This is a genomic window from Nonomuraea spiralis, from assembly GCF_014648435.1.
Taxonomy (GTDB): domain Bacteria; phylum Actinomycetota; class Actinomycetes; order Streptosporangiales; family Streptosporangiaceae; genus Nonomuraea; species Nonomuraea spiralis.
In genome coordinates this window covers 1-20,375 of sequence record NZ_BMRC01000006.1, presented here as the reverse complement: position 1 = coordinate 20,375, position 20,375 = coordinate 1, and the positions used below count along the sequence as shown (strand labels likewise).

The 20,375-nt window shown below is 72.3% G+C and carries 21 protein-coding genes; 13 read left to right on the top strand and 8 right to left on the bottom strand.

Translation table 11 applies throughout. From position 1 onward, the window contains the following. The first annotated feature begins 11 nt into the window (after positions 1-11). Positions 12-2,333: a transglycosylase domain-containing protein gene (locus tag IEZ27_RS15795; protein ID WP_268246067.1), complete on the top strand. Its 2,322-nt coding sequence runs from the start codon at positions 12-14 to the stop codon at positions 2,331-2,333. A 16-nt stretch (positions 2,334-2,349) separates the two neighbouring features. Here the strand turns inward: IEZ27_RS15795 and ybaK are convergent, their stop codons facing one another. Continuing rightward, positions 2,350-2,805, bottom strand: coding sequence for a Cys-tRNA(Pro) deacylase (gene ybaK, locus IEZ27_RS15790; RefSeq protein ID WP_125631198.1), 456 nt, complete (start codon positions 2,803-2,805; stop codon positions 2,350-2,352). A 61-nt stretch (positions 2,806-2,866) separates the two neighbouring features. Continuing rightward, on the bottom strand, positions 2,867-3,604 hold the full coding sequence (locus IEZ27_RS15785; protein WP_189647914.1) for an AraC family transcriptional regulator: 738 nt from the start codon (positions 3,602-3,604) through the stop codon (positions 2,867-2,869). A gap of 54 nt (positions 3,605-3,658) precedes the next feature. Here IEZ27_RS15785 and IEZ27_RS15780 point away from each other — a divergent pair, with 54 nt between their 5' ends. Beyond that, a complete protein-coding gene (locus tag IEZ27_RS15780; RefSeq protein WP_229824021.1) occupies positions 3,659-4,780 on the top strand; it encodes an MFS transporter in 1,122 nt (373 codons plus the stop codon). Here the strand turns inward: IEZ27_RS15780 and IEZ27_RS15775 are convergent. The 3 genes from IEZ27_RS15775 to IEZ27_RS15765 all read right to left on the bottom strand — a co-directional run bounded on the left by IEZ27_RS15775 (position 4,777) and on the right by IEZ27_RS15765 (position 7,722). Beyond that, positions 4,777-6,264 (bottom strand): trypsin-like serine peptidase, encoded by a 1,488-nt coding sequence (locus IEZ27_RS15775; RefSeq protein WP_189647913.1) that lies wholly within the window; start codon positions 6,262-6,264, stop codon positions 4,777-4,779. The two genes, IEZ27_RS15780 and IEZ27_RS15775, sit on opposite strands and share 4 nt — an antisense overlap. A gap of 192 nt (positions 6,265-6,456) precedes the next feature. Next, positions 6,457-7,479 carry a non-homologous end-joining DNA ligase gene (ligD, locus tag IEZ27_RS15770; RefSeq protein ID WP_189647912.1) on the bottom strand — a complete coding sequence of 341 codons (1,023 nt, stop codon included), beginning with the start codon at positions 7,477-7,479 and terminating at the stop codon, positions 6,457-6,459. Between the two features lie 48 nt (positions 7,480-7,527). Next, the gene (locus tag IEZ27_RS15765) at positions 7,528-7,722 is read right to left on the bottom strand and encodes a hypothetical protein (RefSeq protein WP_125630430.1); all 195 of its coding nucleotides are present in this window, start codon (positions 7,720-7,722) and stop codon (positions 7,528-7,530) included. 392 nt (positions 7,723-8,114) lie between these two features. Between IEZ27_RS15765 and hisD the strand changes: the two genes are divergently transcribed. Genes hisD through hisF form a run of 9 tightly spaced genes read left to right on the top strand, consistent with a single transcriptional unit; the run spans position 8,115 to position 14,152 of the window. Next, entirely contained in the window at positions 8,115-9,431 is a 1,317-nt protein-coding gene (gene hisD / locus IEZ27_RS15760) for a histidinol dehydrogenase (protein ID WP_189647911.1), read from the top strand. A 32-nt stretch (positions 9,432-9,463) separates the two neighbouring features. Next, positions 9,464-10,549: a histidinol-phosphate transaminase gene (locus IEZ27_RS15755; RefSeq protein WP_229824020.1), complete on the top strand. Its 1,086-nt coding sequence runs from the start codon at positions 9,464-9,466 to the stop codon at positions 10,547-10,549. Continuing rightward, on the top strand, positions 10,546-11,139 hold the full coding sequence (gene hisB / locus IEZ27_RS15750) for an imidazoleglycerol-phosphate dehydratase HisB (RefSeq protein WP_189647910.1): 594 nt from the start codon (positions 10,546-10,548) through the stop codon (positions 11,137-11,139). Before IEZ27_RS15755 ends, hisB begins: the two co-directional genes overlap by 4 nt. Continuing rightward, a complete protein-coding gene (locus IEZ27_RS15745; RefSeq protein WP_189647909.1) occupies positions 11,136-11,291 on the top strand; it encodes a hypothetical protein in 156 nt (51 codons plus the stop codon). Before hisB ends, IEZ27_RS15745 begins: the two co-directional genes overlap by 4 nt. Then, positions 11,288-11,923: an imidazole glycerol phosphate synthase subunit HisH gene (gene hisH, locus IEZ27_RS15740; RefSeq protein WP_229824019.1), complete on the top strand. Its 636-nt coding sequence runs from the start codon at positions 11,288-11,290 to the stop codon at positions 11,921-11,923. Before IEZ27_RS15745 ends, hisH begins: the two co-directional genes overlap by 4 nt. Next, positions 11,920-12,249 carry a hypothetical protein gene (locus IEZ27_RS15735; protein WP_189647907.1) on the top strand — a complete coding sequence of 110 codons (330 nt, stop codon included), beginning with the start codon at positions 11,920-11,922 and terminating at the stop codon, positions 12,247-12,249. Before hisH ends, IEZ27_RS15735 begins: the two co-directional genes overlap by 4 nt. After that, entirely contained in the window at positions 12,250-12,972 is a 723-nt protein-coding gene (gene priA / locus IEZ27_RS15730; protein WP_189647906.1) for a bifunctional 1-(5-phosphoribosyl)-5-((5-phosphoribosylamino)methylideneamino)imidazole-4-carboxamide isomerase/phosphoribosylanthranilate isomerase PriA, read from the top strand. A gap of 32 nt (positions 12,973-13,004) precedes the next feature. Then, positions 13,005-13,394 (top strand): Rid family hydrolase, encoded by a 390-nt coding sequence (locus IEZ27_RS15725; protein WP_229824018.1) that lies wholly within the window; start codon positions 13,005-13,007, stop codon positions 13,392-13,394. Further along, entirely contained in the window at positions 13,391-14,152 is a 762-nt protein-coding gene (hisF, locus tag IEZ27_RS15720; RefSeq protein ID WP_189647904.1) for an imidazole glycerol phosphate synthase subunit HisF, read from the top strand. The genes IEZ27_RS15725 and hisF overlap by 4 nt, the downstream gene beginning before the upstream one ends. Before the next feature lie 39 nt (positions 14,153-14,191). On the opposite strand, the gene IEZ27_RS15715 is transcribed toward hisF, so the two are convergent. From IEZ27_RS15715 to IEZ27_RS15705, 3 genes are all read right to left on the bottom strand, one after another. Further along, complete coding sequence (locus IEZ27_RS15715) at positions 14,192-15,553, bottom strand: glutamine synthetase family protein (RefSeq protein WP_189647903.1); 1,362 nt, start codon at positions 15,551-15,553, stop codon at positions 14,192-14,194. Positions 15,554-15,615: 62 nt separating this feature from the next. Continuing rightward, positions 15,616-15,777, bottom strand: a complete 162-nt coding sequence (locus IEZ27_RS15710) for a hypothetical protein (protein ID WP_185844438.1) — start codon at positions 15,775-15,777, stop codon at positions 15,616-15,618. Positions 15,778-15,940: 163 nt separating this feature from the next. Continuing rightward, positions 15,941-16,570, bottom strand: a complete 630-nt coding sequence (locus IEZ27_RS15705; protein WP_189647902.1) for a TIGR03085 family metal-binding protein — start codon at positions 16,568-16,570, stop codon at positions 15,941-15,943. Between the two features lie 117 nt (positions 16,571-16,687). Between IEZ27_RS15705 and IEZ27_RS15700 the strand changes: the two genes are divergently transcribed. Together IEZ27_RS15700 and IEZ27_RS15695 are read left to right on the top strand one after the other, a co-directional pair. Continuing rightward, on the top strand, positions 16,688-18,490 hold the full coding sequence (locus IEZ27_RS15700) for an ABC transporter ATP-binding protein (protein WP_189648312.1): 1,803 nt from the start codon (positions 16,688-16,690) through the stop codon (positions 18,488-18,490). Further along, on the top strand, positions 18,487-20,265 hold the full coding sequence (locus IEZ27_RS15695; RefSeq protein WP_189647901.1) for an ABC transporter ATP-binding protein: 1,779 nt from the start codon (positions 18,487-18,489) through the stop codon (positions 20,263-20,265). Before IEZ27_RS15700 ends, IEZ27_RS15695 begins: the two co-directional genes overlap by 4 nt. Positions 20,266-20,375 lie beyond the last annotated feature (110 nt).

The following is a 20,375-nucleotide window of genomic DNA, read 5'->3' as shown; positions in this document are numbered from 1 at the left end:
GAAGCGGGCGTTTGCCGCTGATCTGCTGGTTGCAGATCATCTGCGTGACCGTACTCAGATCCATCGCCGGACTCGCCATGGCGGGGGCGCTCGGCGGGGTGCTGGCGGCGGCACTGGCCGTACCAGTGGTGAGCGGCGGCGGGCTGGCCGCCAAGAACGTCGTCGACACCTTCGTCGACCTGCCGCCCGCGCCGCGCGAGGAGCCCTTGGCACAGGTGACCAGGCTGCTGGACAAGGACGGCAGGCAGTTCGCCCAGTTCTACGAGGCCAACAGGACGGCCGTGCCGCTCGGGGCCGTCACGCCCGTGATGCGCAAGGCCATCGTGGCCATCGAGGACGCCCGCTTCTACGAGCACGGCGGCCTCGACGTCAGGGGCACGCTGCGGGCGCTGCTCACCAACACGCAGGCGGGCGGCATCCGGCAGGGCGGCTCGTCGCTGACGCAGCAGCTCGTCAAGAACATCCTCGTGGAGAGCGCGCGTACCGACGCCGAACGGGACCGGGCGCGCGCCCCCAACCTGGCCCGCAAGATCACCGAACTGCGGTACGCCCTGGCCCTGGAACGCAAGTACCGCAAGGACGAAATCCTCGAACGGTACCTGAACATCGCCTACTTCGGCGCGGGCGCCCACGGGGTGGAGGCGGCGGCCCGGCGGTTCTTCTCCACCACGGCCTCCAAGCTGACGCTGACGCAGGCGGCCACGCTGGCCGGGGCGGTGCGGATGCCGTACTCGACCGATCCCTCGCTCGGCAGGTCGCACCAGGCGCGGCTGAAGGAGCGGCGCGACCTCGTGCTGGACCGCATGGCCGGGCTCAAGCTGATCACGCAGGCCCAGGCGAGCGCCGCCAAGAGCAGCCCCCTCGCCCTGCGCCTGCGGCCCGAGCCCGGCGGCTGCGGGCAGAGCGCGTACCCCTACTACTGCCTGTACGTCCAGCACGAACTGCTGTCGAACCCGGCGTTCGGCAACACCCCGGCCGAACGGCGGGCCAGGATGACGAGGGGCGGCCTGGTGATCAGGACCGGCCTCGACCCGATCGCGCAGCGCGCCGCCGAGCGCGCCATCCAGCGGCACGTCGCGCCCGAGGACACCGAGGTCGCCGCCGAGGCCATGATCGAGCCGGCGACCGGCCGGATCAGGGCGATGGCGGCGAGCAAGCAGTTCGGCCGCAACCGGGGCAACAAGAAGAACGGCCCCAGAACCACCTTCAACCTCCCCGCCGACGTGGCGCACGGCGGTGGCCAGGGTTTCCAGGCCGGATCGACGTTCAAGGTGTTCACGCTGGCCACGGCGTTGCAGCAGGGCTGGCGGTTCGGCGACGGCTTCATGACGCCGGGGGAGCTGGTGCCCGCGCAGGGCTACCGCAACTGCGCCGGACGCCCGGTCAACGACCCCGAGGCACGCATTCTCAACGCCAGCGGCGAGGGCTCGGGCGGGCCGCACAGCATCGAGACCGGCACCTGGAAGTCGGTGAACATCTTCTACATGATGCTGGAGCGCAAGGTCGGGCTCTGCGCCGTGGTCAAGACGGCCAAGGCGCTCGGCGCGGTGCGGGCCGACGGTGGGCCGCTGCGCGAGGTGCCGACGTTCACGCTGGGCGTCAACGAGATGGACCCGGTGACGGTCGCGGGGGCGTTCGCCACGTTCGCGGCGCGCGGCGTGCACTGCCGGCCGCTGGCCATCGTGGAGATCACCGACCGGAGCGGCCGGCGTACGCACGTGCCGCCCTCCTGCGAGCAGGTCTTGGAACGGCCCGTCGCCGACGCCGTCAACTACGTCCTGTCCGGGGTGTTCGACAAGGGCACCATGCAGGGGCAGAGCATCGGCCGCCCGGCCGCCGGCAAGACCGGCACCAACAACGGCTACACCTCGGCCTGGTTCGCCGGGTACACCCCGGACCTGGCGGCGGCCGTGAGCGTGGGGGACATCCGGGGCTCCTACCGTTACCCGCTGCAGGGCGTGCAGATCGGCGACCAGTACTACGGCGCGGTGCAGGGGGCGTCGCTGCCCGGCCCGATCTGGGTGCAGTCGATGGAGCAGGCGCTGACCAACACCGAGCCGAGGGGTTTCCCCGGACCGGACATGGGCCGCTTCGGCGGCGGGTTCACGCCGGGCCTGAAGGAGGCCGAGGCGGCGGAGGAGAAGAAGAAACGGCCCGGCGAGCGTGCCTTCTTCCGGCACCACCGGCGCCTGTTCGAGTGGCTGCTCGGGCAGCGCCCGCCCGACCCGGGGTTCCGTCGGGGCGGGCAGCGCCCGGCCGATCCGGGGTTCCGCAGGGGCGGGCAGCGCCGGCCCGACCCGGGGTTCCGCCGGCCCCGCCACCGCATGTGGTAGGCGGCCGGCGGGGGGCTCAGCCCGCCTTGCCGATGGGCGCGGTGACCGCGCGGGTGAGGGTGATCAGGTTGTCGGGGGCGGTCTCGATCTGGAGCCCGCGCCGGCCGGCCGAGAAGTAGATCGTCTCGAAGTCGAGCGCGGAGGAGTCGACCACGGTCGGAAGCTGCTTGCGCTGGCCGAGCGGGCTGATGCCGCCCACCACGTAGCCGGTCACGCGTTCGACCTTGGCGGCATCGGCCATGGCGGCCCGCTTGCCGCCCAGCGCCGAGGCCAGGGCCTTGAGGTCGAGCTTGCCCGACACGGGCACGACCGCCACCGCGAGGCCGCTCTCGACCTCGGCCACCAGCGTCTTGAAGATCCTCTCGTACGGCACGCCCAGCGCGTCGGCCGCCTCCTCGCCGTAGGCCTGGGCGCTCGCGTCGTGCTCGTACGGGTGGAGCGTGAAGTCGGCCTTGGCCTTGGTCAGCGCCATGGTGGCCGGAGTGCCGCCGCCCTTGCCCTTGGTTTTGCTCACGTTCCCGAGTGTAGCGAATCTACAATGTAAAGGCGCGGCCCGGGGTGTACCCCAGCGCGCGCCGGAACACGTCGATGAACGCGCTCGCCGAGGCCCAGCCGCAGCGATGGGCCACCACGGTCACCGGCAGGCCGTCGGCGAGCAGCAGCAGGGCGTGGTGCAGGCGGAGCTGGGTGCGCCACTGGGGGAAGCTCATGCCGAGCTCACGGCGGCACAACCGGGCGAGCGTGCGCTCGCTGGTGCCGGCCCGGACGGCGAGCTGGGCCAGCGTACGCCCGTCGGCGGGCTCGTCGTGCAGGATCGCGCAGACGGCGGCCAGCCGCGCGTCCCTGGCGGTGGGCACGTGGAAGGGCTGCTCGGGGGCCCGCCTGAGCCGGTCGAGCAGCACGGCGAGCAGCCGTGCGCGCTCGTCGCCGGTGGGGGCGTCGTCGTCGGTGCAGGCGATGATGAGCTCGCGCAGCAGCGGGCCGACGGCGAGCACGGCGGGCCGGTCGAGGCCGAGCGGGTTGCCGGTGAGGCCGATCAGGCGCAGGTCGGTGCTGCCGTGGGCGCGGTGTTCGTGCACGGTGCCGGCGGGCACCCAGATCGCGCGGTTGGCGGGGGCGACCCAGGTGCCCGCTTCGGTGGTGACGGAGAGCATGCCGGCGCGGGCGTACGCGATCTGGTGCGTGTCGTGCCGGTGGGCGTCGATGCCCGTGCCGGGCGCCAGGGGGCGGCGGCCGGTCGGCGCCACCGGGGTGTGGCGGATGTTCGGCATAGATTGGCATTTTATCGGAAGCAGGCCAGATTCCGCCGGGAAATCATCGGGAGCGTGAACAGGATCTGGTCGCTGGCGGCGGGGCACGCGTGCGTGGACTTCTATCAGGGGGCGGTGCCGGCGCTGGTGCCGTTCCTGGTGGCCGGGCGGGGGTACGGCTATGTGGCGGTGTCGGGGATCGTGCTGGCGGCCACGTTGTCGTCGTCGGTCGTGCAGCCGCTCTTCGGGGTGCTGACCGACCGGTGGCGGATGCCGTGGCTGATCCCGCTGGCCACGGTGGTGGCCGGGACGGGGGTGGCCCTCGCGGGGGTGACGGGCTCGTACGCGCTGACGTGGCTGGCGGCGGCGCTGTCGGGGCTGGGGGTGGCCGCCTACCATCCGGAGTCGGCGCGGCTGGCCAGGATCGCGAGCGAGGGCGGCCACGTGCCGATGAGCTGGTTCTCCCTGGGCGGGACGCTCGGGTTCGCCTCGGCGCCCGTACTGGTGACGCCGCTGCTGTCGGTGTGGGGGCTCGGGGCCTCGCCGCTGCTGGCGGCGCCGGCGGTGCTGGGAGCGGCGCTGACGCTGCCGGCGGTGCGCGCGCTGACCGGCGCGCGTGGCGGGTCGCGGGCGGTCGTGCGGGCCGGCGGCCGTGACGACTGGCCGGGGTTCGCCCGGCTGACGCTGGTGATCGTCTTCCGCTCGGTGGTGTACGTCGGCCTGAGCGCGTTCGTGGCCCTGTACGTCGGCGGTGGCGCGGCGGGCGCGGTGGCGCTGTTCGTGTTGTTCGCGGGCGGCGCGGCGGGCACGGTGCTGGGCGGCCGGCTGGCGGTGCGGTGGGGACGGGTGCCGGCGATGCGCGTGGCCTACGCGGCGGCCGTCCCCGCGGTGGCCGGGGTGGTGCTGGCGCCGGGCCCGCTGGTCTACGTCTTCGTCGCGGCCTCCTCCGTCGCCCTGTACGTCCCGTTCTCGCTGCATGTGACCCTGGGCCAGGACTTCCTGCCGAACCGCGTGGGCACGGCCGGCGGCGTCACCCTGGGGCTGGCGGTGAGCGTCGGCGGCCTGACCAGCCCGCTGGTGGGCGCGATGGCCGAGGCCACCACGCTGCGGACGGCGCTGGCCTGCCTGATCGCCTTCCCGGTGCTGGCCTGGCTGCTGGCGCGCACGCTGCGGGAACCGGCGCCGGAGCCCGCCTAACCGGCGGTGCGCAGGCGGACGACGGCGGAGTTGTCGCGCTGGGCGGGGTCCAGGCGGGTGGAGGTGACGTGCATGGTGACCGGCAGGGCGGCGCCGGCGTCGCGGCCGACGGCGAGCTTGGCGGTGAGGCGTACCGGCCGGCCGGGGTGGATGACGTCGATCGTGCACTCGGCCCGCCGGTCGCCGCGGCGGCAGGAGGCGCCGTTGACGGAGGTCAGGGAGGCGCCGGGCGGGAGCGTGACGGTGACGGGCACCTGGGCGGCGGCCATGAGCCCGTGCATGGTGACGGTCGCGGTCACGGTGGCGGTGCCGCCGCGGCGTACGGGCCCGTCGGGGCCGGTCGCGTCGAGGGACAGGGAGTCGTAGACGCCCTGGGGGTCGGCCTCGTGCACGATCGCGCCGTAGCCCTCCAGGTTGAGTGCGGTGGCGACGGAGTTGCCGTCGGGCTCGCCGTCCTCCTTGCCGGAGGACAACACACCGACCAGGTCGCTGCTGCCGCGCACGACCCACGGCCCGCCGCTGTGGCCCTTGGCCAGATGGCAGTTGTACGTCTCCATCCGCCCGGTACGCGCGTCCGTCCCGGCCAGGCGGGCGGCGAGCATGTCGGCCTCGGCGTCCTCCTCGCGGGCCTGCTGGGTACGTCCCAGGCACCACAGCTGGTCGCGGCCGTCGTAGGGGCGGCGGCCGAGCACGCCGGGGTAGCCGGCGGTCGAGATGGTGAAGCGGCCGCCCTCGTTGCGCAGCGGGGTGAAGGCGCCGACGGTGTCCTGGAGCGTCCGGTTCCGGCCGCCGACCTCGACGAGTGCGACGTCGTAGACGGAGTTCCAGTCGCCGCCGGTCCGCCCGGTGTAGGCGTCGGGCTTCCAGGCGCGCCGCCCGCCCCACCTGCCGTACGGTTCGCGCTGCCGCGCGGTGTCGGCGCGGCCGTCGTAGGCGGGGACGAAGGCGAAGTGGGTGTGCCAGCGGCCCTCCCCGGAGCCGTCGGGACTGCTGTAGACGCAGTGGGCGGCGGTGATCACGAGGAGCCGGCTGGCCGAGCGGACGACGGAGGCGGTGCAGGAGTCGTCGCGGCCGGAGCCGTTGACGAAGAACAGCCGTCCGGTGACGCGGCTGCTGTCGTCGGCGGTGTACGGCCGGCGTACCCGCGCGTAGCCGTTGGCGTCGCCTTCGGGGGTGAGCCGTTTGGCGCCCGGTACGCTGCGCCGTTCGGCGGCCCCGCCGGCGGCCCCGCCCCCGGTTGCGCTGAGGGGCAGGTCGACGGCCTTGGCCTTGGCCTGTTTGCCGGGTGTCCAGTAGCGGGCGGAGCGGCCGGGGCGCATGAGCGGTGAGGACGCGGCGCCGGCGTTCTGGCCGGGGGGCCGGGCGTGGGCCTTGAGGGGCGGCGGTTCGGCGGCGGCGGGAGCGGTGGCGAGAGCGGTGGCGAGAGCGGTGGCGAGCGAGAGGGCGGCCAGCGCGGCCGGCGTGGTGACCAGAGTCTTCGACACGATGTCCCCTTGAACGGTCGCAAGCGATTCCGATCACTGTAAGTCACGAATTGATCGCTTAGAGTGCCGAAGCGGGACGTGTCGCGACCGCCTTCGATGGGGGGCGGGCGAGGGCGGTCGCCATGGGTGAGGGCGGTCGCCGTGGGTGAGGGCGGTCGCCGTGGGTGAGGGCGGGCGCCTTCGGTCAGGAGGTCAGCCGGCGGCGGCGTCCCCGGCGGCGTCTCCGGGGCTTCCGGGGGGCAGGAACTCGGCGGTGCCGACGTCGTGCGGTTCGCGGTCGGGGCGCAGGCCGCGCCAGGAGGGGTGGCGCAGGCGGTTGTCGCCGGTCACCTCGGCGTACTGGACCTCGCCGACCACCCGGGGCTCGACCCAGTGGGCGTGGCGGGAGTGCTCGCGCGGCACGGGTTCGTCGAAGGGCGGGCCGGGGCGTTCCAGAGGGGCGAGGAGGTCGTGGAGGTCGCGCAGCATCTGCTGGGTGAAGCCGGTGCCGACGTGCCCGACGTAGAGCAGGCGGCCGTGCCGGTCGTAGGCGCCGAGCAGCAGCGAGCCGATCATGCCGGTCCGCCGTCCGCCGCCGGGTTGCCAGCCGCCGATCACGACCTCGGCGGCGCTGACGTTCTTGATCTTGGTCCATTCGCCGCTGCGCCGCCCCGGCCGGTACGGGGACCCGAGCCGCTTGCACACGATCCCTTCGAGCCCGAGTTGGCGGGAGGAGTCGAAGGCGCGGTCGGCGTGGTCGGCGAACCAGACCGGCACCTCCCAGCGGAAGCCGGGCCGCAGGGTGTTCTCCAGCAGCTCGCGGCGTTCGTTGTAGGGGCGGCCGATCACGCTGTCGTCGTCGAGGTGCAGGATGTCGAAGGCCATGAACGTCACCGGCACGACCCGGGTCAGCTCGGCCACGGCGGCGGGGTTGCGCTGGTGCATCCGGGGTTGCAGCGCGGCGAAGCTGGGCCGTCCGGTCTCGTCGAAGGCGACGATCTCGCCGTCGATCACGGCCGCCCGCCTGCCCGTCGAACCGGCCATGAGCTGCAGTTCGGGGTAGGCGGCGGTGATGTCCTTGTTGTTGCGGGACATCAGGCGCACCGACCCGCCTTCGACGTAGGCGAGGGCGCGGACGCCGTCCCACTTCATCTCCACGGCCCAGCCGGCGCCCTGGACGGAGGTCAGGGTGCCCAGCTGGGCCAGCATCGGCGCGTAGGCCGGCAGCCGCACCATGGACCATGCCGTACCCCGGGCCTCTGATCGACAGTGGCGGGCCGGGGTCTACAAATGGTCAAGTGGCGTGTCTTCTACCAGTTCAGCGAGATCTACGCCGTGTTCGCCCAGTTCGGAGACGGTCGTGCAGTAGCCGCGCAGGTACCTGCGGCCGTTGACGCGGTGTGAGACGCGCAGCAGCGGACGATCGTCGAGGATGATCGCCTCCACCAGGATGCCGCCCGGGCCTCGCCACTGTCCCATGCCGCCAGGGTAGGCGAACGGACATAATGGACAGATAATACGAAAGGCGTGAGGGGGTGGCCGCTGCCGCGCCGAGCAGGGCAAACCAGGGCAAGGTTAATTTGAACTCGCCCAGAGTTTTTCTTGCCTCAAGGTGTTAGACACCTGCCGGGCAGGGCAGAAGGGGGCCACAAGCCATTCCCCTGCTGTGGCCGCGCCCCCGTGGCGGCCACGGCGTCCTGCCCCGGCTTGGCCCGGTCCGGGGCTCGGGCGGCCGCGAGGCGGTGTCGGCGAACGCCGTGCTCGCGGCCGCCCGCTAACGTTCTTGGGCCCCGTCCCGTGCGGGGCCTGTAGGTGTGTCCCGCATGGTGGACAGAACCGGATCCGCGGTCCGGACTCCGTAGACTGTCAGGGTGATTTCCCGTATTGACATGCGCGGTTCCCTTCCGGAGGACCTGCGCGACGTGCTGCCCCGCGCCGAGCTCGACGTCGAGGCCGCCCTGGAGAAGGTGCGGCCCATCTGCGACGACGTGCGCCATCGCGGGGCGGCGGCCGTACGGGAGCTGACCGCCAGGTTCGACGGCGTCGAGATCGCCTCCGCCCGCGTCCCCGCCGCGGAGATCCGGCGGGCGCTCGACGAGCTCGACCCCCGGGTCAGGGCCGCGCTGGAGGAGTCGATCAGGCGGGCCCGGCTGGTCCACCGCGACCAGCGCCGCTCCGACGTCACCACGCAGGTCGTGCCCGGCGGCACGGTGACCGAGCGCTGGGTGCCGGTCGACCGCGTGGGCCTCTACGTGCCCGGCGGCCGGGCCGTCTACCCCTCCAGCGTGGTCATGAACGTCGTACCGGCGCAGGAGGCGGGCGTCGCGTCGCTGGCGGTGACGAGCCCGGCGCAGAAGGAGTTCGGCGGGTTGCCCCACCCGACCATCCTGGCCGCGTGCGCGCTGCTCGGCGTCGACGAGGTCTACTCCGTGGGCGGCGCGCAGGCCGTGGCCATGTTCGCCTACGGCACCGAGGAGTGCCCGCCCGCGACCATGGTGACCGGCCCCGGCAACATCTGGGTCGCCGCCGCCAAGCGCCTGCTCAAGGGCCGCATCGGCATCGACTCCGAGGCCGGTCCGACCGAGATCGCCATCCTGGCCGACGAGACCGCCGACCCGGTGCACGTCGCCGCCGACCTGATCAGCCAGGCCGAGCACGACACGATCGCCGCCGCCGTCCTGGTCACCACCAGCCCCGAGCTGGCCGAGGCGGTCGAGAAGGAGCTGCCGGGCCAGGTCTCGGCCACCCGCCACTCCGAGCGCATCACCGAGGCGCTGGGCGGCCGGCAGTCGGGCATCGTGCTGGTCTCCTCGATCGAGGACGGCATCAAGGTCGTCGACGCCTACGCCGCCGAGCACCTGGAGATCCACACCGCCGGCGCGGCCGAGGTCGCGGCCCGGATCCGCAACGCCGGAGCGATCTTCGTCGGCACGTACGCGCCGGTGTCGCTCGGCGACTACCTCGCCGGGTCCAACCACGTGCTGCCCACGGGCGGCTGCGCCTGCCACTCCAGCGGCCTGTCGGTGCAGTCGTTCCTGCGCGGCATCCACGTCGTCGACTACACCCGCGAGGCGCTGGCCCAGGCGGCCGCCCACGTCTCGGTGCTGGCCGACGCCGAAGACCTGCCGGCGCACGGCGCCGCCGTCCGCGCCCGCTTCGACTGGCGAGTCCCCACGGAGACAGAGTGAAACCCGCTGTGAATCCCGCTGCGAGTCCCGGCGTGAGCCCCGCCGCTGTGACGCTCGACGACCTGCCGATCCGCGACGACCTGCGGGGCCGTTCGCCCTACGGCGCGCCCCAGATCGACGTGCCGGTCCGGCTCAACACCAACGAGAACCCCTACCCGCCCTCGCCCGCGCTGGTCGCCGACCTGGCCGAGGCCGTCGGCGTGAACGCGGCCGAGCTCAACCGCTACCCCGACAGGGACGCCACCGAGCTGCGCGCCGGTCTGGCCGCCTACCTCGGCCACGGGCTGACCACCGAGCAGGTGTGGGCGGCCAACGGCTCCAACGAGGTGCTCCAGCAGATCCTTCAGGCGTTCGGCGGCCACGGGCGCACCGCGATCGGGTTCGAGCCGTCGTACTCGATGCACCCGATCATCACCACCGGCACCAGCACCGAGTGGATCGGCGCCGCCCGCGAGGACGACTTCTCGCTCGCCCCGGGCAAGGCCGTCGCGGCGATCGAGGAGCACCGCCCCGACATCGTCTTCCTCGCCTCGCCCAACAACCCGACGGGCACCGCGCAGCCGTTGTCGACGATCGAGGCCGTGCTCGCCGCCGCGCCGGGCGTGGTCGTGGTCGACGAGGCCTACGCCGAGTTCGCCCGCGAGGGCACCCCGTCGGCGCTCACGCTGCTGCCGCGCCACCCCAGGCTGATCGTCACCCGGACGATGTCCAAGGCGTTCGCCATGGCGGGCACCCGGCTCGGCTACCTGGCCGCGCACCCGGCCGTGGTGCAGGCGCTGCTGCTGGTGCGGCTGCCGTACCATCTGTCGACGCTCACCCAGACGGCGGCGCTGGTGGCGCTGCGGCACCGCGACGAGCTGCTCGGCACGGTCGACGCGCTGCGCCGCGAGCGCGACGCGACGGTGGCGTGGTTGCGCGGCAAGGGGCTCGACGTGGCCGACTCCGACGCCAACTTCGTGCTGTTCGGGCGTTTCCCCGACCGGCGGAAGGTGTGGGAGGGGCTGCTGGCGCACGGCGTGCTCATCCGCGAGGTGGGCCCGCCAGAATGGCTGCGTGTGTCGATCGGCACCGGCGAGGAGATGGCGGCCTTCCGCGCCGCGATGGAGGAGGTTCTGTGAGTCGCGTAGGGCGCGTGGAGCGGGCAACGAAGGAGACCTCGGTCCTGGTCGAGGTCGGCCTCGACGGCACCGGCCTGGTCGACGTCTCGACCGGGGTGGGCTTCTTCGACCACATGCTGGCCCAGCTCGGCAAGCACGGTCTGTTCGACCTGACCGTCAAGACCGAGGGTGACCTGCACATCGACTCCCACCACACGATCGAGGACACCGCGCTGGCGCTGGGCGCGGCCTTCCGCCAGGCGCTGGGCGACAAGTCGGGCATCCGGCGGTTCGGCAGCGCGTCGTGCCCGCTGGACGAGTCGCTGGCCCAGGTCACGGTCGACCTGTCCGGGCGGCCCTACCTCGTGCACACCGAGCCCGAGGGCATGGCCCCGATGATCGGCCCCGACTACGACACGACGATGACCCGGCACATCCTGGAGTCGCTGGTCGCCCAGGCGGCCATCTGCCTGCACGTGCACGTGCCGTACGGGCGCAACGCCCACCACATCGTCGAGGCCCAGTTCAAGGCGCTGGCCAGGGCGCTGCGCGAGGCGTCCGAGCTCGACCCGCGCGCCTCGGGCGTGCCGAGCACCAAGGGCGTGCTATGACCGACAACCTTCTCGCCGGCGTGATGGTGTTCCTCGGGCTGTTCCTCGGCGGAGGCGTGTTCTCGCTGGCCAAGCAGGGCCTCAAGGTGGGCGCCGCGATCTGCGGGCTCGGCGCGGTGATGGCGATCACGGCGGGGGTGTTGTGGTGGTGAGCAAGAAGGTCGTGGTGCTCGACTACGGTTCGGGCAACCTGCGCTCGGCCGAGCGGGCGCTGGCCAGGGTGGGCGCGGACGTCACCGTGACCGCCGACTTCGACGTGGCGCTGGAGGCCGAGGGCCTGGTCGTGCCGGGGGTCGGGGCGTTCGCGGCGTGCATGGCCGGGCTCAGGGCCGTACGCGGCGAGCAGGTCATCGGCCGCCGCCTGGCCGGTGGGCGTCCGGTGCTGGGCATCTGCGTCGGCATGCAGATCCTGTTCGCCAGGGGCGTCGAGCACGGCGTCGAGACCGAGGGCTGCGGCGAGTGGCCGGGCACGGTCGAGCGGCTGGAGGCGCCCGTGCTGCCGCACATGGGGTGGAACACGGTCAAGGCGCCCGGTGACAGCGTGTTGTTCGCCGGTCTCGACGCGGCCACCCGTTTCTACTTCGTGCACTCCTACGGCGTGCGCGAGTGGGAGCTCCACCCTGCCGACGAGGGCTTCGGCGAGCCCGTCGTGACGTGGGCCGAGCACGGCGTGCCGTTCGTGGCCGCCGCCGAGAACGGCCCGCTCATGGCCACCCAGTTCCACCCCGAGAAGTCCGGCGACGCGGGAGCCGCGCTGCTGGGAAACTGGCTGCAGACCCTGTGAGCAAGGAGCGTTCGCGCCGGCGGGCCGAGCGGGAGGCCGAGCGGGCGCGCGCGATCCGGCTCAACGAGGAGCGGCAGGCGCGCCGGGCCCGGCGCCGCGCGTTCGCCGCCCGCCTGGTCCCGCGCCCGGTCAGGTTCGCCCGGCAGGGCGGCCTGATCGCCCGCCGCCGCCGCGCCCAGAACGTCGTGGTGGCGCTCGGCTTCCTGATCGTGCAGGCGATCGCGTGGCTGGTGTGGGGCTCGCCGGCGCTGAGCCTCGCCGTGTTCGTCTTCTCCCTGCTGCTCGCACCCGTTGTCGTGACTCTCGCTTTCGACCGGAGGACCTGAATGTCGCTCGTATTGCTTCCCGCCGTTGACGTGGCCGATGGCCAGGCCGTACGCCTCGTCCAAGGGGAGGCCGGGACCGAGACCGGCTTCGGCGAGCCGCTCGCCGCGGCGCTGGCCTGGCAGGCGGCGGGCGCCGAGTGGATCCATCTGGTCGACCTCGACGCCGCGTTCGGCAGGGGCTCCAACAAGGAGCTGATCAGCGAGGTGATCGGCAAGCTCGACGTCAACGTGGAGCTGTCCGGCGGCATCCGCGACGACGAGTCCCTGGCCGCCGCCCTGGCCACGGGCTGCCGCCGGGTCAACATCGGCACCGCCGCGCTGGAGAAGCCCGACTGGTGCCGCCGGATCATCGCCGAGCACGGCGACCGGATCGCGGTCGGCCTCGACGTACGCGGCACCACCCTGGCCGCGCGCGGCTGGACCGAGGAGGGCGGCAACCTGTGGGAGGTGCTCGACCGCCTGGAGGCCGACGGCTGCCCCCGCTACGTCGTCACCGACGTCACCAAGGACGGCATGCTGCAAGGACCCAACCTCGACCTCTACCGCCGGATCTGCGCGCGCACCGACAAACCCGTGATCGCCAGTGGCGGAGTGTCCACTCTTGATGACCTGGTGTCACTGGCTTCTCTCGTCCCGGACGGAGTGGAGGGAGCCATCGTGGGCAGAGCCCTGTACGCTCACGCGTTCACTCTGGAGAACGCGCTGGCCGCGGTACGCGTTTAGGTTCGCCGGGAGGGGGCGGAATGAGCGTAAGCATGGAAAGCACCGGTCCGAGGGTGTTTTCGGGCGGCGTCTGGGAGGAGAAGTACGGCTACGCGCGCGCCGTTGTCGTGGGAGAGCGCGTGATCGTGTCCGGGTGCACGGCCACGATCGACGGCGAGGTGCGCCACATCGGCGACGCCTACCGTCAGGGCCTCACCGCGATCGACATCGCGCTCGACGCGGTCGAGATCGGCGGCCTGACCCGCGAGGACGTCGTGATGGTCCGCTACTACGTGGTGGAGCAGCGCCACTTCGACCACGTCGGCCGGGCCATCTACGAGGTCTTCGGGCACGTGCGGCCCGCCTGCACAGGAGTGAGGGTCGCCGGGCTGGTCGACCCTCGAATGCTGGTCGAGATCGAAATCGAGGCACTACGAGCATGACCGTGGCGGTAAGAGTGATCCCCTGTCTCGACGTGGACGCCGGGCGGGTGGTCAAGGGCGTCAACTTCGAGAACATGCGCGACGCGGGAGATCCGGTCGAGCTGGCCAGGCGCTACGACGAGGAGGGCGCCGACGAGCTGACCTTCCTCGACATCACCGCCTCCTCGGGCGAGCGGGAGACCATGCTCGACGTGGTGCGCCGCACCGCCGAGCAGGTGTTCATCCCGCTCACCGTGGGCGGGGGCGTGCGCGTGGTCGACGACATCAACCGGCTGCTGCGGGCCGGGGCCGACAAGGTGTCGCTGAACACCTCGGCCATCGCCCGGCCCGAGCTGCTGACCGAGGCGTCGCGGCGGTTCGGCGCGCAGTGCGTCGTGTTGTCGGTCGACGCCCGCCGGGCGCCCGGCATGCCCAGCGGGTTCGAGGTGACCACCCACGGCGGCCGGCGCGGCACCGGGATCGACGCCGTGGAGTGGTCGGCGCGCGGCGAGGAGCTGGGCGTGGGCGAGATCCTGCTCAACTCGATGGACGGCGACGGCACCCTCGACGGCTACGACCTGGAGCTGCTGCACGCGGTGCGCGCGGCGGTGCGGGTGCCGGTGATCGCCAGCGGCGGCGCCGGCCGCCTGGAGGACTTCCCGCCGGCCGTCGCGGCCGGGGCGGACGCCGTGCTGGCGGCCAGCGTGTTCCACTTCGGCACCCTGAAGATCGGCGACGTCAAGGAGACCCTGCGGATGGCGGGCTACCCGGTCCGCTGAGGCCGCCCGCCGGTCCCGTCCGCGCGGACCGGCGGCCGGTCAGAACACCCGCATGTGGTGGAAGAGCTCGTAGGAGGCGTCCTGGGCGGCGAACGCGGCCGCCTCCGAACGCTTGACCGCCAGGTACGCGCTGCGCCGCAGCGGCCCGAGCGCCTCCATGAGCAGTTCGTCGTCCTCCAGCGCGTCGAGCGCCTCCTCCAGTGAGGCGGGCAGGCGCTGGTAGCGGCCCGGCCGGGTGTCGGGATCGACCTCGACGGCCTCGCCCGGGTCGAGCTTGCGCCGGATGCCGTCGAGCCCGGCGTGGATGACCGCCCCGAGCGACAGGTACGGGTTGGCCGAGGAGTCCGACGGCTTCAGCTCCAGGTTCGGCTCGCCGCTCTCGCCCAGGGGTGAGCACACCCGGACGGCCGCCTCCCGGTTGTCGGGGCCGTAGACCGCGTACGCGCTGGACCACGTGCGGGGCGCGAGCCGGCGGAAGCTGTTGACGCTGCCGCAGGTCAGGGCGGTTAGGGCGGGCAGGTGGGCGATCAGGCCGCCGATGAAGTGCGTACGCGCCTCGCCGTCCTCGGCGAACAGGTTCTGGTTGTCGCGCCACAGCGACAGGTGCAGGTGGGCGCCGTTGCCGGCCTGGTCGGCCAGGGGTTTGGGGGCCAGCGAGGCCCACATCGCCATGCGCATGGCCACGCCGCGCACGGTCTCGCGGTAGAGCACGTGGTTGTCGGCGGCGCGCAGCGCGGGCGCGTGGCGTACCGACAACTCCTGCTGGCCGGGGCCGAGCTCGGGGTGGTAGTGCTCGACGTGCAGCCCCTGGGTCTCCAGCGCGCGCATGAGCTTGATCGTGTAGTCGTGCGCGGTGTCGAAGCCCGTGTTGGCATAACAAAGAGAGTCGTCGAGCGGCACCAGCCGGTCGGGGCCGCCGCCGGGGTCGGGCAGGCGCCGGCCGAGCGTGAACTCGGGCTCGAACGCGGCCTCGATCCGGTAGCCGTCACCGGCCAGCTCGGTCACGGCGTCCTTGAGGAACGTCCGCGCGCAGGCTTCCCACGGCGACCCGTCGGGCCGGCGCAGGTCCGACAACATCGCGGCGGCACCCGGCGCATGCGGCAGCAGAACGAACGTCGCCGGGTCGGGGACGATGCGTACCTCGCCCACCGGACCCAGGTGCTCGACCTCCTGAAGCTGGTCGAGCATGTTCATCGCCATCATGGCCACCGTGTGCCCGATGCCCGAGCCGAGCCGTTCGGCCAGCCGGGACCGGGACGCCGCCTTGCCACGGACCACGCCGCCGTGGTCGGCGTACAGGAAACGAATCAGCTCGACGCCCTCGAGCTCCGCCCGTTCCAGGACGCGCCTGGCGTGCGGATCGAGCTGATTGATCTTGGTGCCGCTGGGGCGATCTCTCATCCTGCCTGCGTAACACGATCTGTCAGCGCGGGGAAGCACCTAACGCCGACAGAACGCAACCATCAGGTCAGAACATTTGTGAAGAAGACCGCCAATTGGTTGGCTCCTTGGACAATTCCGTCAAACACGCCGTTGACCGCGGCCGCCGCCTGGGCCGGCCGGGTGAACAGGTAGAAGACCACGAACGCCACCAGAACGTACGTAGCCACCTTCTTGACCTGCATGGGGGGCCTCCTGCAGTCCATTCCCAGCCGTATATACCCGGATCTGGGCGATCACGGTCATCTTCTGTGAAGATGTCCAAGATCCTAACCGGGGGGCTTCTTTCCTGTGCCATCGTACGGGCTGAAGGTTTAAGACGAAGGGTTTCTGGGCCGAGGGGTTCGGTCAGAATCCGAGCCGCGCTCCGGCCGCCTGGGTCACGGCGGCGTCGTCACCGGTCAGCTCCACCCTGGCGTGCGCCTGCCGGCCGAAGCAGAACAGCAGCAGCTCCGAGGCAGGGCCGCTCACCTGCACCTTCGCGCCGTCCCGAGCCCCGCCGAGAGCCACCCCGCCGCCGGTGCGGCGCAGCACCAGCCGGACCGGCGAGCGGCGCAGCATGAGCCGGGCGCCGGTCGCGACCCGCTTCCAGATGAGCCGGTCGAGCTCGGCCGGCAGCTCGCGCGGCTCCCACCCGGGCTGGGCCCGGCGTACGTCCTCGTGGTGGACGAAGAACTCCAGCGTGTTGACCGCCGCGTCGAGGAAGGGCAGCAGCCCGTAGACGCCACCGGGCCGGCGTACGACGCCGACCAGCTCGGGATAGGGGTGCCTGGCCTTCAGGCCGTTCTGGACCGAGGCCGTGTAACCCGCCAGCGCGCCGATCGCGATGCCGCCCATGGCGTCCGGCCGGCGCTCGCGCAGCACGAGGTGGGCGGCCAGGTCGTAGGTGGTCCACCCCGCGCACAGCGTGGGCGCGTCGGGGCCGAGCCGGTCGAACAGGTCGCAGAGCGCGGAACGTTCGCCACGAGCGAGAGTCACGTGACCAACCCTACCTGTGGGAATAAGGAACTGATCAGACGTGATAGGGACATAGGTAGAAATTTCGACGTTTGAAGGGACAAACACCGAGTGGCGAGCAAGGTCACCTCGGCCGTCATGCGTCAAGGGCTGCGTGTCCTTGGGGTGGCCATTCGCACGGAGAGAGCCGTGTTCGCGATGGCCGCGCTGGCCAGCGCGGTCTACGGCGGCATGACCGTCGCCTCGGCCTGGGCACTGGGCTGGGCGACGCAGAACGTGGTGCTGCCCGCCTTCGACCGGGGCCAGACCGCCGCCGGAGCCCTGTGGACCGCGGCACTGCTGATCATCGGCACCGCGCTGCTGAAGGCGATCGGCGTGGCCGGACGGCGCATCCTGGCCGGTGTCGTGCAGTACCGCATGCAGGCCAGGTCACGCAGGGACGTGACCAAGCAGTACCTGCGCCTGCCGCTGTCCTGGCACCACCGGCACCCGACCGGCCAGCTCCTGTCGAACGCCAGCGCCGACGCCGAGGCCGCCTGGGCGCCCCTCGCGCCGCTGCCGATGGCCGTCGGCGTGCTGGTCATGTTGTTCACCGCGGCCGTCGCGATGGTGTTCACCGACCTCGTGCTCGCGCTGGTGGGCTTCCTGATCTTCCCGGCCATCGCCGTGCTGAACCTGATCTACCAGCGCCGCCTCAGCCCGCTCGCCACCCGCGCCCAGCAACTGCGCGCCGAGGTCAGCGAGATCGCCCACGAGAGCTTCGACGGCGCCCTGGTCGTCAAGACCCTCGGCCGCGAGGAACTGGAGACCGACCGCTTCCGCCGCCGCGCCCACGAGCTGCGCGACGCCAACATCGCCGTCGGCCGCGTGCGCGGGCTGTTCGACCCCATGCTGGAGGCGCTGCCCACGATCGGCGTGCTCCTCGTGCTCGCGGTCGGCGCGCTGCGCCTGTCCACGGGCGCGATCGACTCCGGCGACCTGGTGCAGGTCGCCTACCTGTTCACGCTGCTGGCCTTCCCGATCAGGGCGCTCGGCTGGGTGCTGGCCGAGCTGCCGCGCAGCGTCGTCGGCTGGCAGCGGGTGCAGGCCGTGCTCGACGCCGAGGGCTCCATGGAGTACGGCGACTCCTCCATGACGCCGTCCGGGCCCGCCGAGCTGAAGGTGGCCGGCGTGTCGTACGCGTACGGCGAGGCCGAGGTGCTGCACGACGTCACCTTCGACGTGCCGCAGGGCCGTACCGTGGCGCTCGTGGGGCCGACCGGGTCGGGCAAGTCGACCCTGGTGCAGCTCCTCGTCCGGCTCGTCGACCCGGCCGCCGGACAGGTGCTGCTCGACGGCGTGGACGTACGCGACCTGCCCTATGGCGCCATCGCCGACTCCGCCGCGCTGGTGCCGCAGCAGACGTTCCTGTTCGACGACACCGTACGCGGCAACATCGCGCTCGGCCTGGACACCGGCGACGAGGACGTGTGGGCGGCGCTGCGCCTGGCCCAGGCCGACGGCTTCGTCGGCCGCCTCGGCGACGGGCTCGACACCCGCGTCGGCGAGCGCGGCGCGTCGCTGTCCGGCGGCCAGCGTCAGCGCCTGGCCCTGGCCCGCGCGGTGGTCCGCCGCCCGCGCCTGCTCATCCTCGACGACGCCACCTCCAGTGTCGACCCCCAGGTCGAGGCCAAGATCCTGCACGGGCTCCGCGACACCGCCGAAGCCTCCACGGTCGTGGTCGTCGCCTACCGGATGGCCACCATCGCCCTGGCCGACGAGGTGGTCTACCTGGACCACGGCCGCGTCGTGGACCGCGGGACCCACGAGGAACTGCTCGTACGCTGCCTCGGCTACCGCAACCTGGTGACCGCCTACGAGCGCGAGGAGGCCGAGCGGGCCGCCATCGACCTGTCGCTGGCCGAGGACGCCGAAGAGGAAGAGGAAGAGGTCAGCGCATGAGCGAGGCGCTCCAGGGCAACGTCGAGCGGTCCGCGCTGGCCACCATCTGGCACGGCCTGTCGCTCACCCCCGAGTTCCGCAAGGGCCTGGCCGGCACGCTGGCGCTGGCCGTCGTCGCGACCGTCGGCAAGATCATCGTCCCGATCGCGGTGCAGCAGACGATCGACACCGGCATCAAGGGCGGCACGCCCGACCTGCCGTACATCACCCGGGCTGTCCTGGTGTGCGCCGCGGCCGTGGTGCTGACCGCGCTGGCCGGCTACATCATGAACGTGCGCCTGTACAAGGCCACCGAGTCCTCGCTGGCCAGCCTGCGCGTACGCGGCTTCCGGCACGTGCACGACCTGTCGGTGCTCACCCAGAACAGCGAGCGCCGCGGCGCGCTGGTCTCGCGTGTCACCAACGACATCGACCAGATCAGCACGTTCATGCAGTGGGGCGGGCTGATGATCATCGTGGCGTTCGGCCAGCTCTTCGTGGCCAGCGTGCTCATGCTGGTCTACTCCTGGCAGCTCACGCTGCTGGTGTGGGTCTGCTTCGTCCCGCTGGTGATCGCGTTGCCGCGGTTCCAGCGGTTGTTGTCGCGGGCGTACACGACCGTGCGTGAGCGGACCGGCGACATGCTCGCCGCGGTCAGCGAGTCCGTCGTCGGCGCCGCCGTCATCCGGGCCTACGCCTCCGAGCGGCGCACCGCCGAGCGCATCGACAAGGCCGTGGACGCCAACAGGACCGCCCAGATCAAGGCGCAGACCATCGTCGGCTTCGTCTTCCCGCTGACCGAGATCGTGGCCGCGCTGGCCATCGCCGGGATCGTCCTGCTCGGGGTCCGGCTCGGCGTGTCCGGCGACATCACGGCGGGCAAGCTGGTGGCCTTCCTCTTCCTGGTCACGCTGTTCGTCTCGCCCCTGCAGACCGCCACCGAGGTGCTGAACGAGGCCCAGAACGCGGTGGCCGGCTACCGCCGCATCCTGGGCGTCCTGGACACCCCGCCGGACGTCGCCGACCCCGGCGAGAAGGGCGTACAGCTGCCCCGCGGCCCGATCTCGGTGGCCTTCGAGGGCGTGCACTTCTCCTACCCGGGCGGTCCGCCCGTCCTGCGCGAGATCTCGCTGGAGATCCCGCCGCGCTCGCGCATCGCCGTCGTCGGCGAGACCGGGTCGGGCAAGACCACGTTCGCCAAGCTCCTGACCCGCCTCATGGACCCGGTCGGGGGGCGCGTCACCGTGGACGGCCACGACCTGCGCGACGTGCGCTTCTCCTCCCTGCGCGAACGCATCGTCATGGTCCCGCAGGACGGCTTCCTGTTCGACGGCACCCTGGAGGACAACGTCCGGTACGGCAGGCCGGCGGCGACCCGCGAGGAGATCGAGCTGGCGCTGACCGAGCTGGGCCTGGCCGACTGGGTCGAGGGCCTGCCCGCGGGCCTGGACACGCCCGTCGGCCAGCGCGGCGAGTCGCTGTCGGCGGGGGAGCGTCAGCTCGTCGCCCTGGCCCGCGCCTACCTCGCCGACCCCGACCTGCTGCTGCTGGACGAGGCCACCTCGGCCGTCGACCCGGCCACCGAGGTACGCCTGGCCCGCGCCCTGGAAGGCGTCACCAGGGGGCGTACCGCCATCTCGATCGCCCACCGGCTCTCGACCGCCGAGAACGCCGACGAGGTGCTGGTGTTCGACGCCGGCCGCCTGGTGCAGCGCGGCCCGCACGCCGACCTGGTCACCCAGCCTGGCGTGTACGCCGACCTGCACGCCTCCTGGGTCTCGGCGGCGCACTCGTAGGCGTACGTCTAGGAGCTGTTTCTTAGATCAGGTCCGGAGCCAGATAGCCAGGGCGGCCAGGGTGACGGTGCCGAGGAAGATGTAGGCGCGTTTGTCATAGCGCGTGGCCA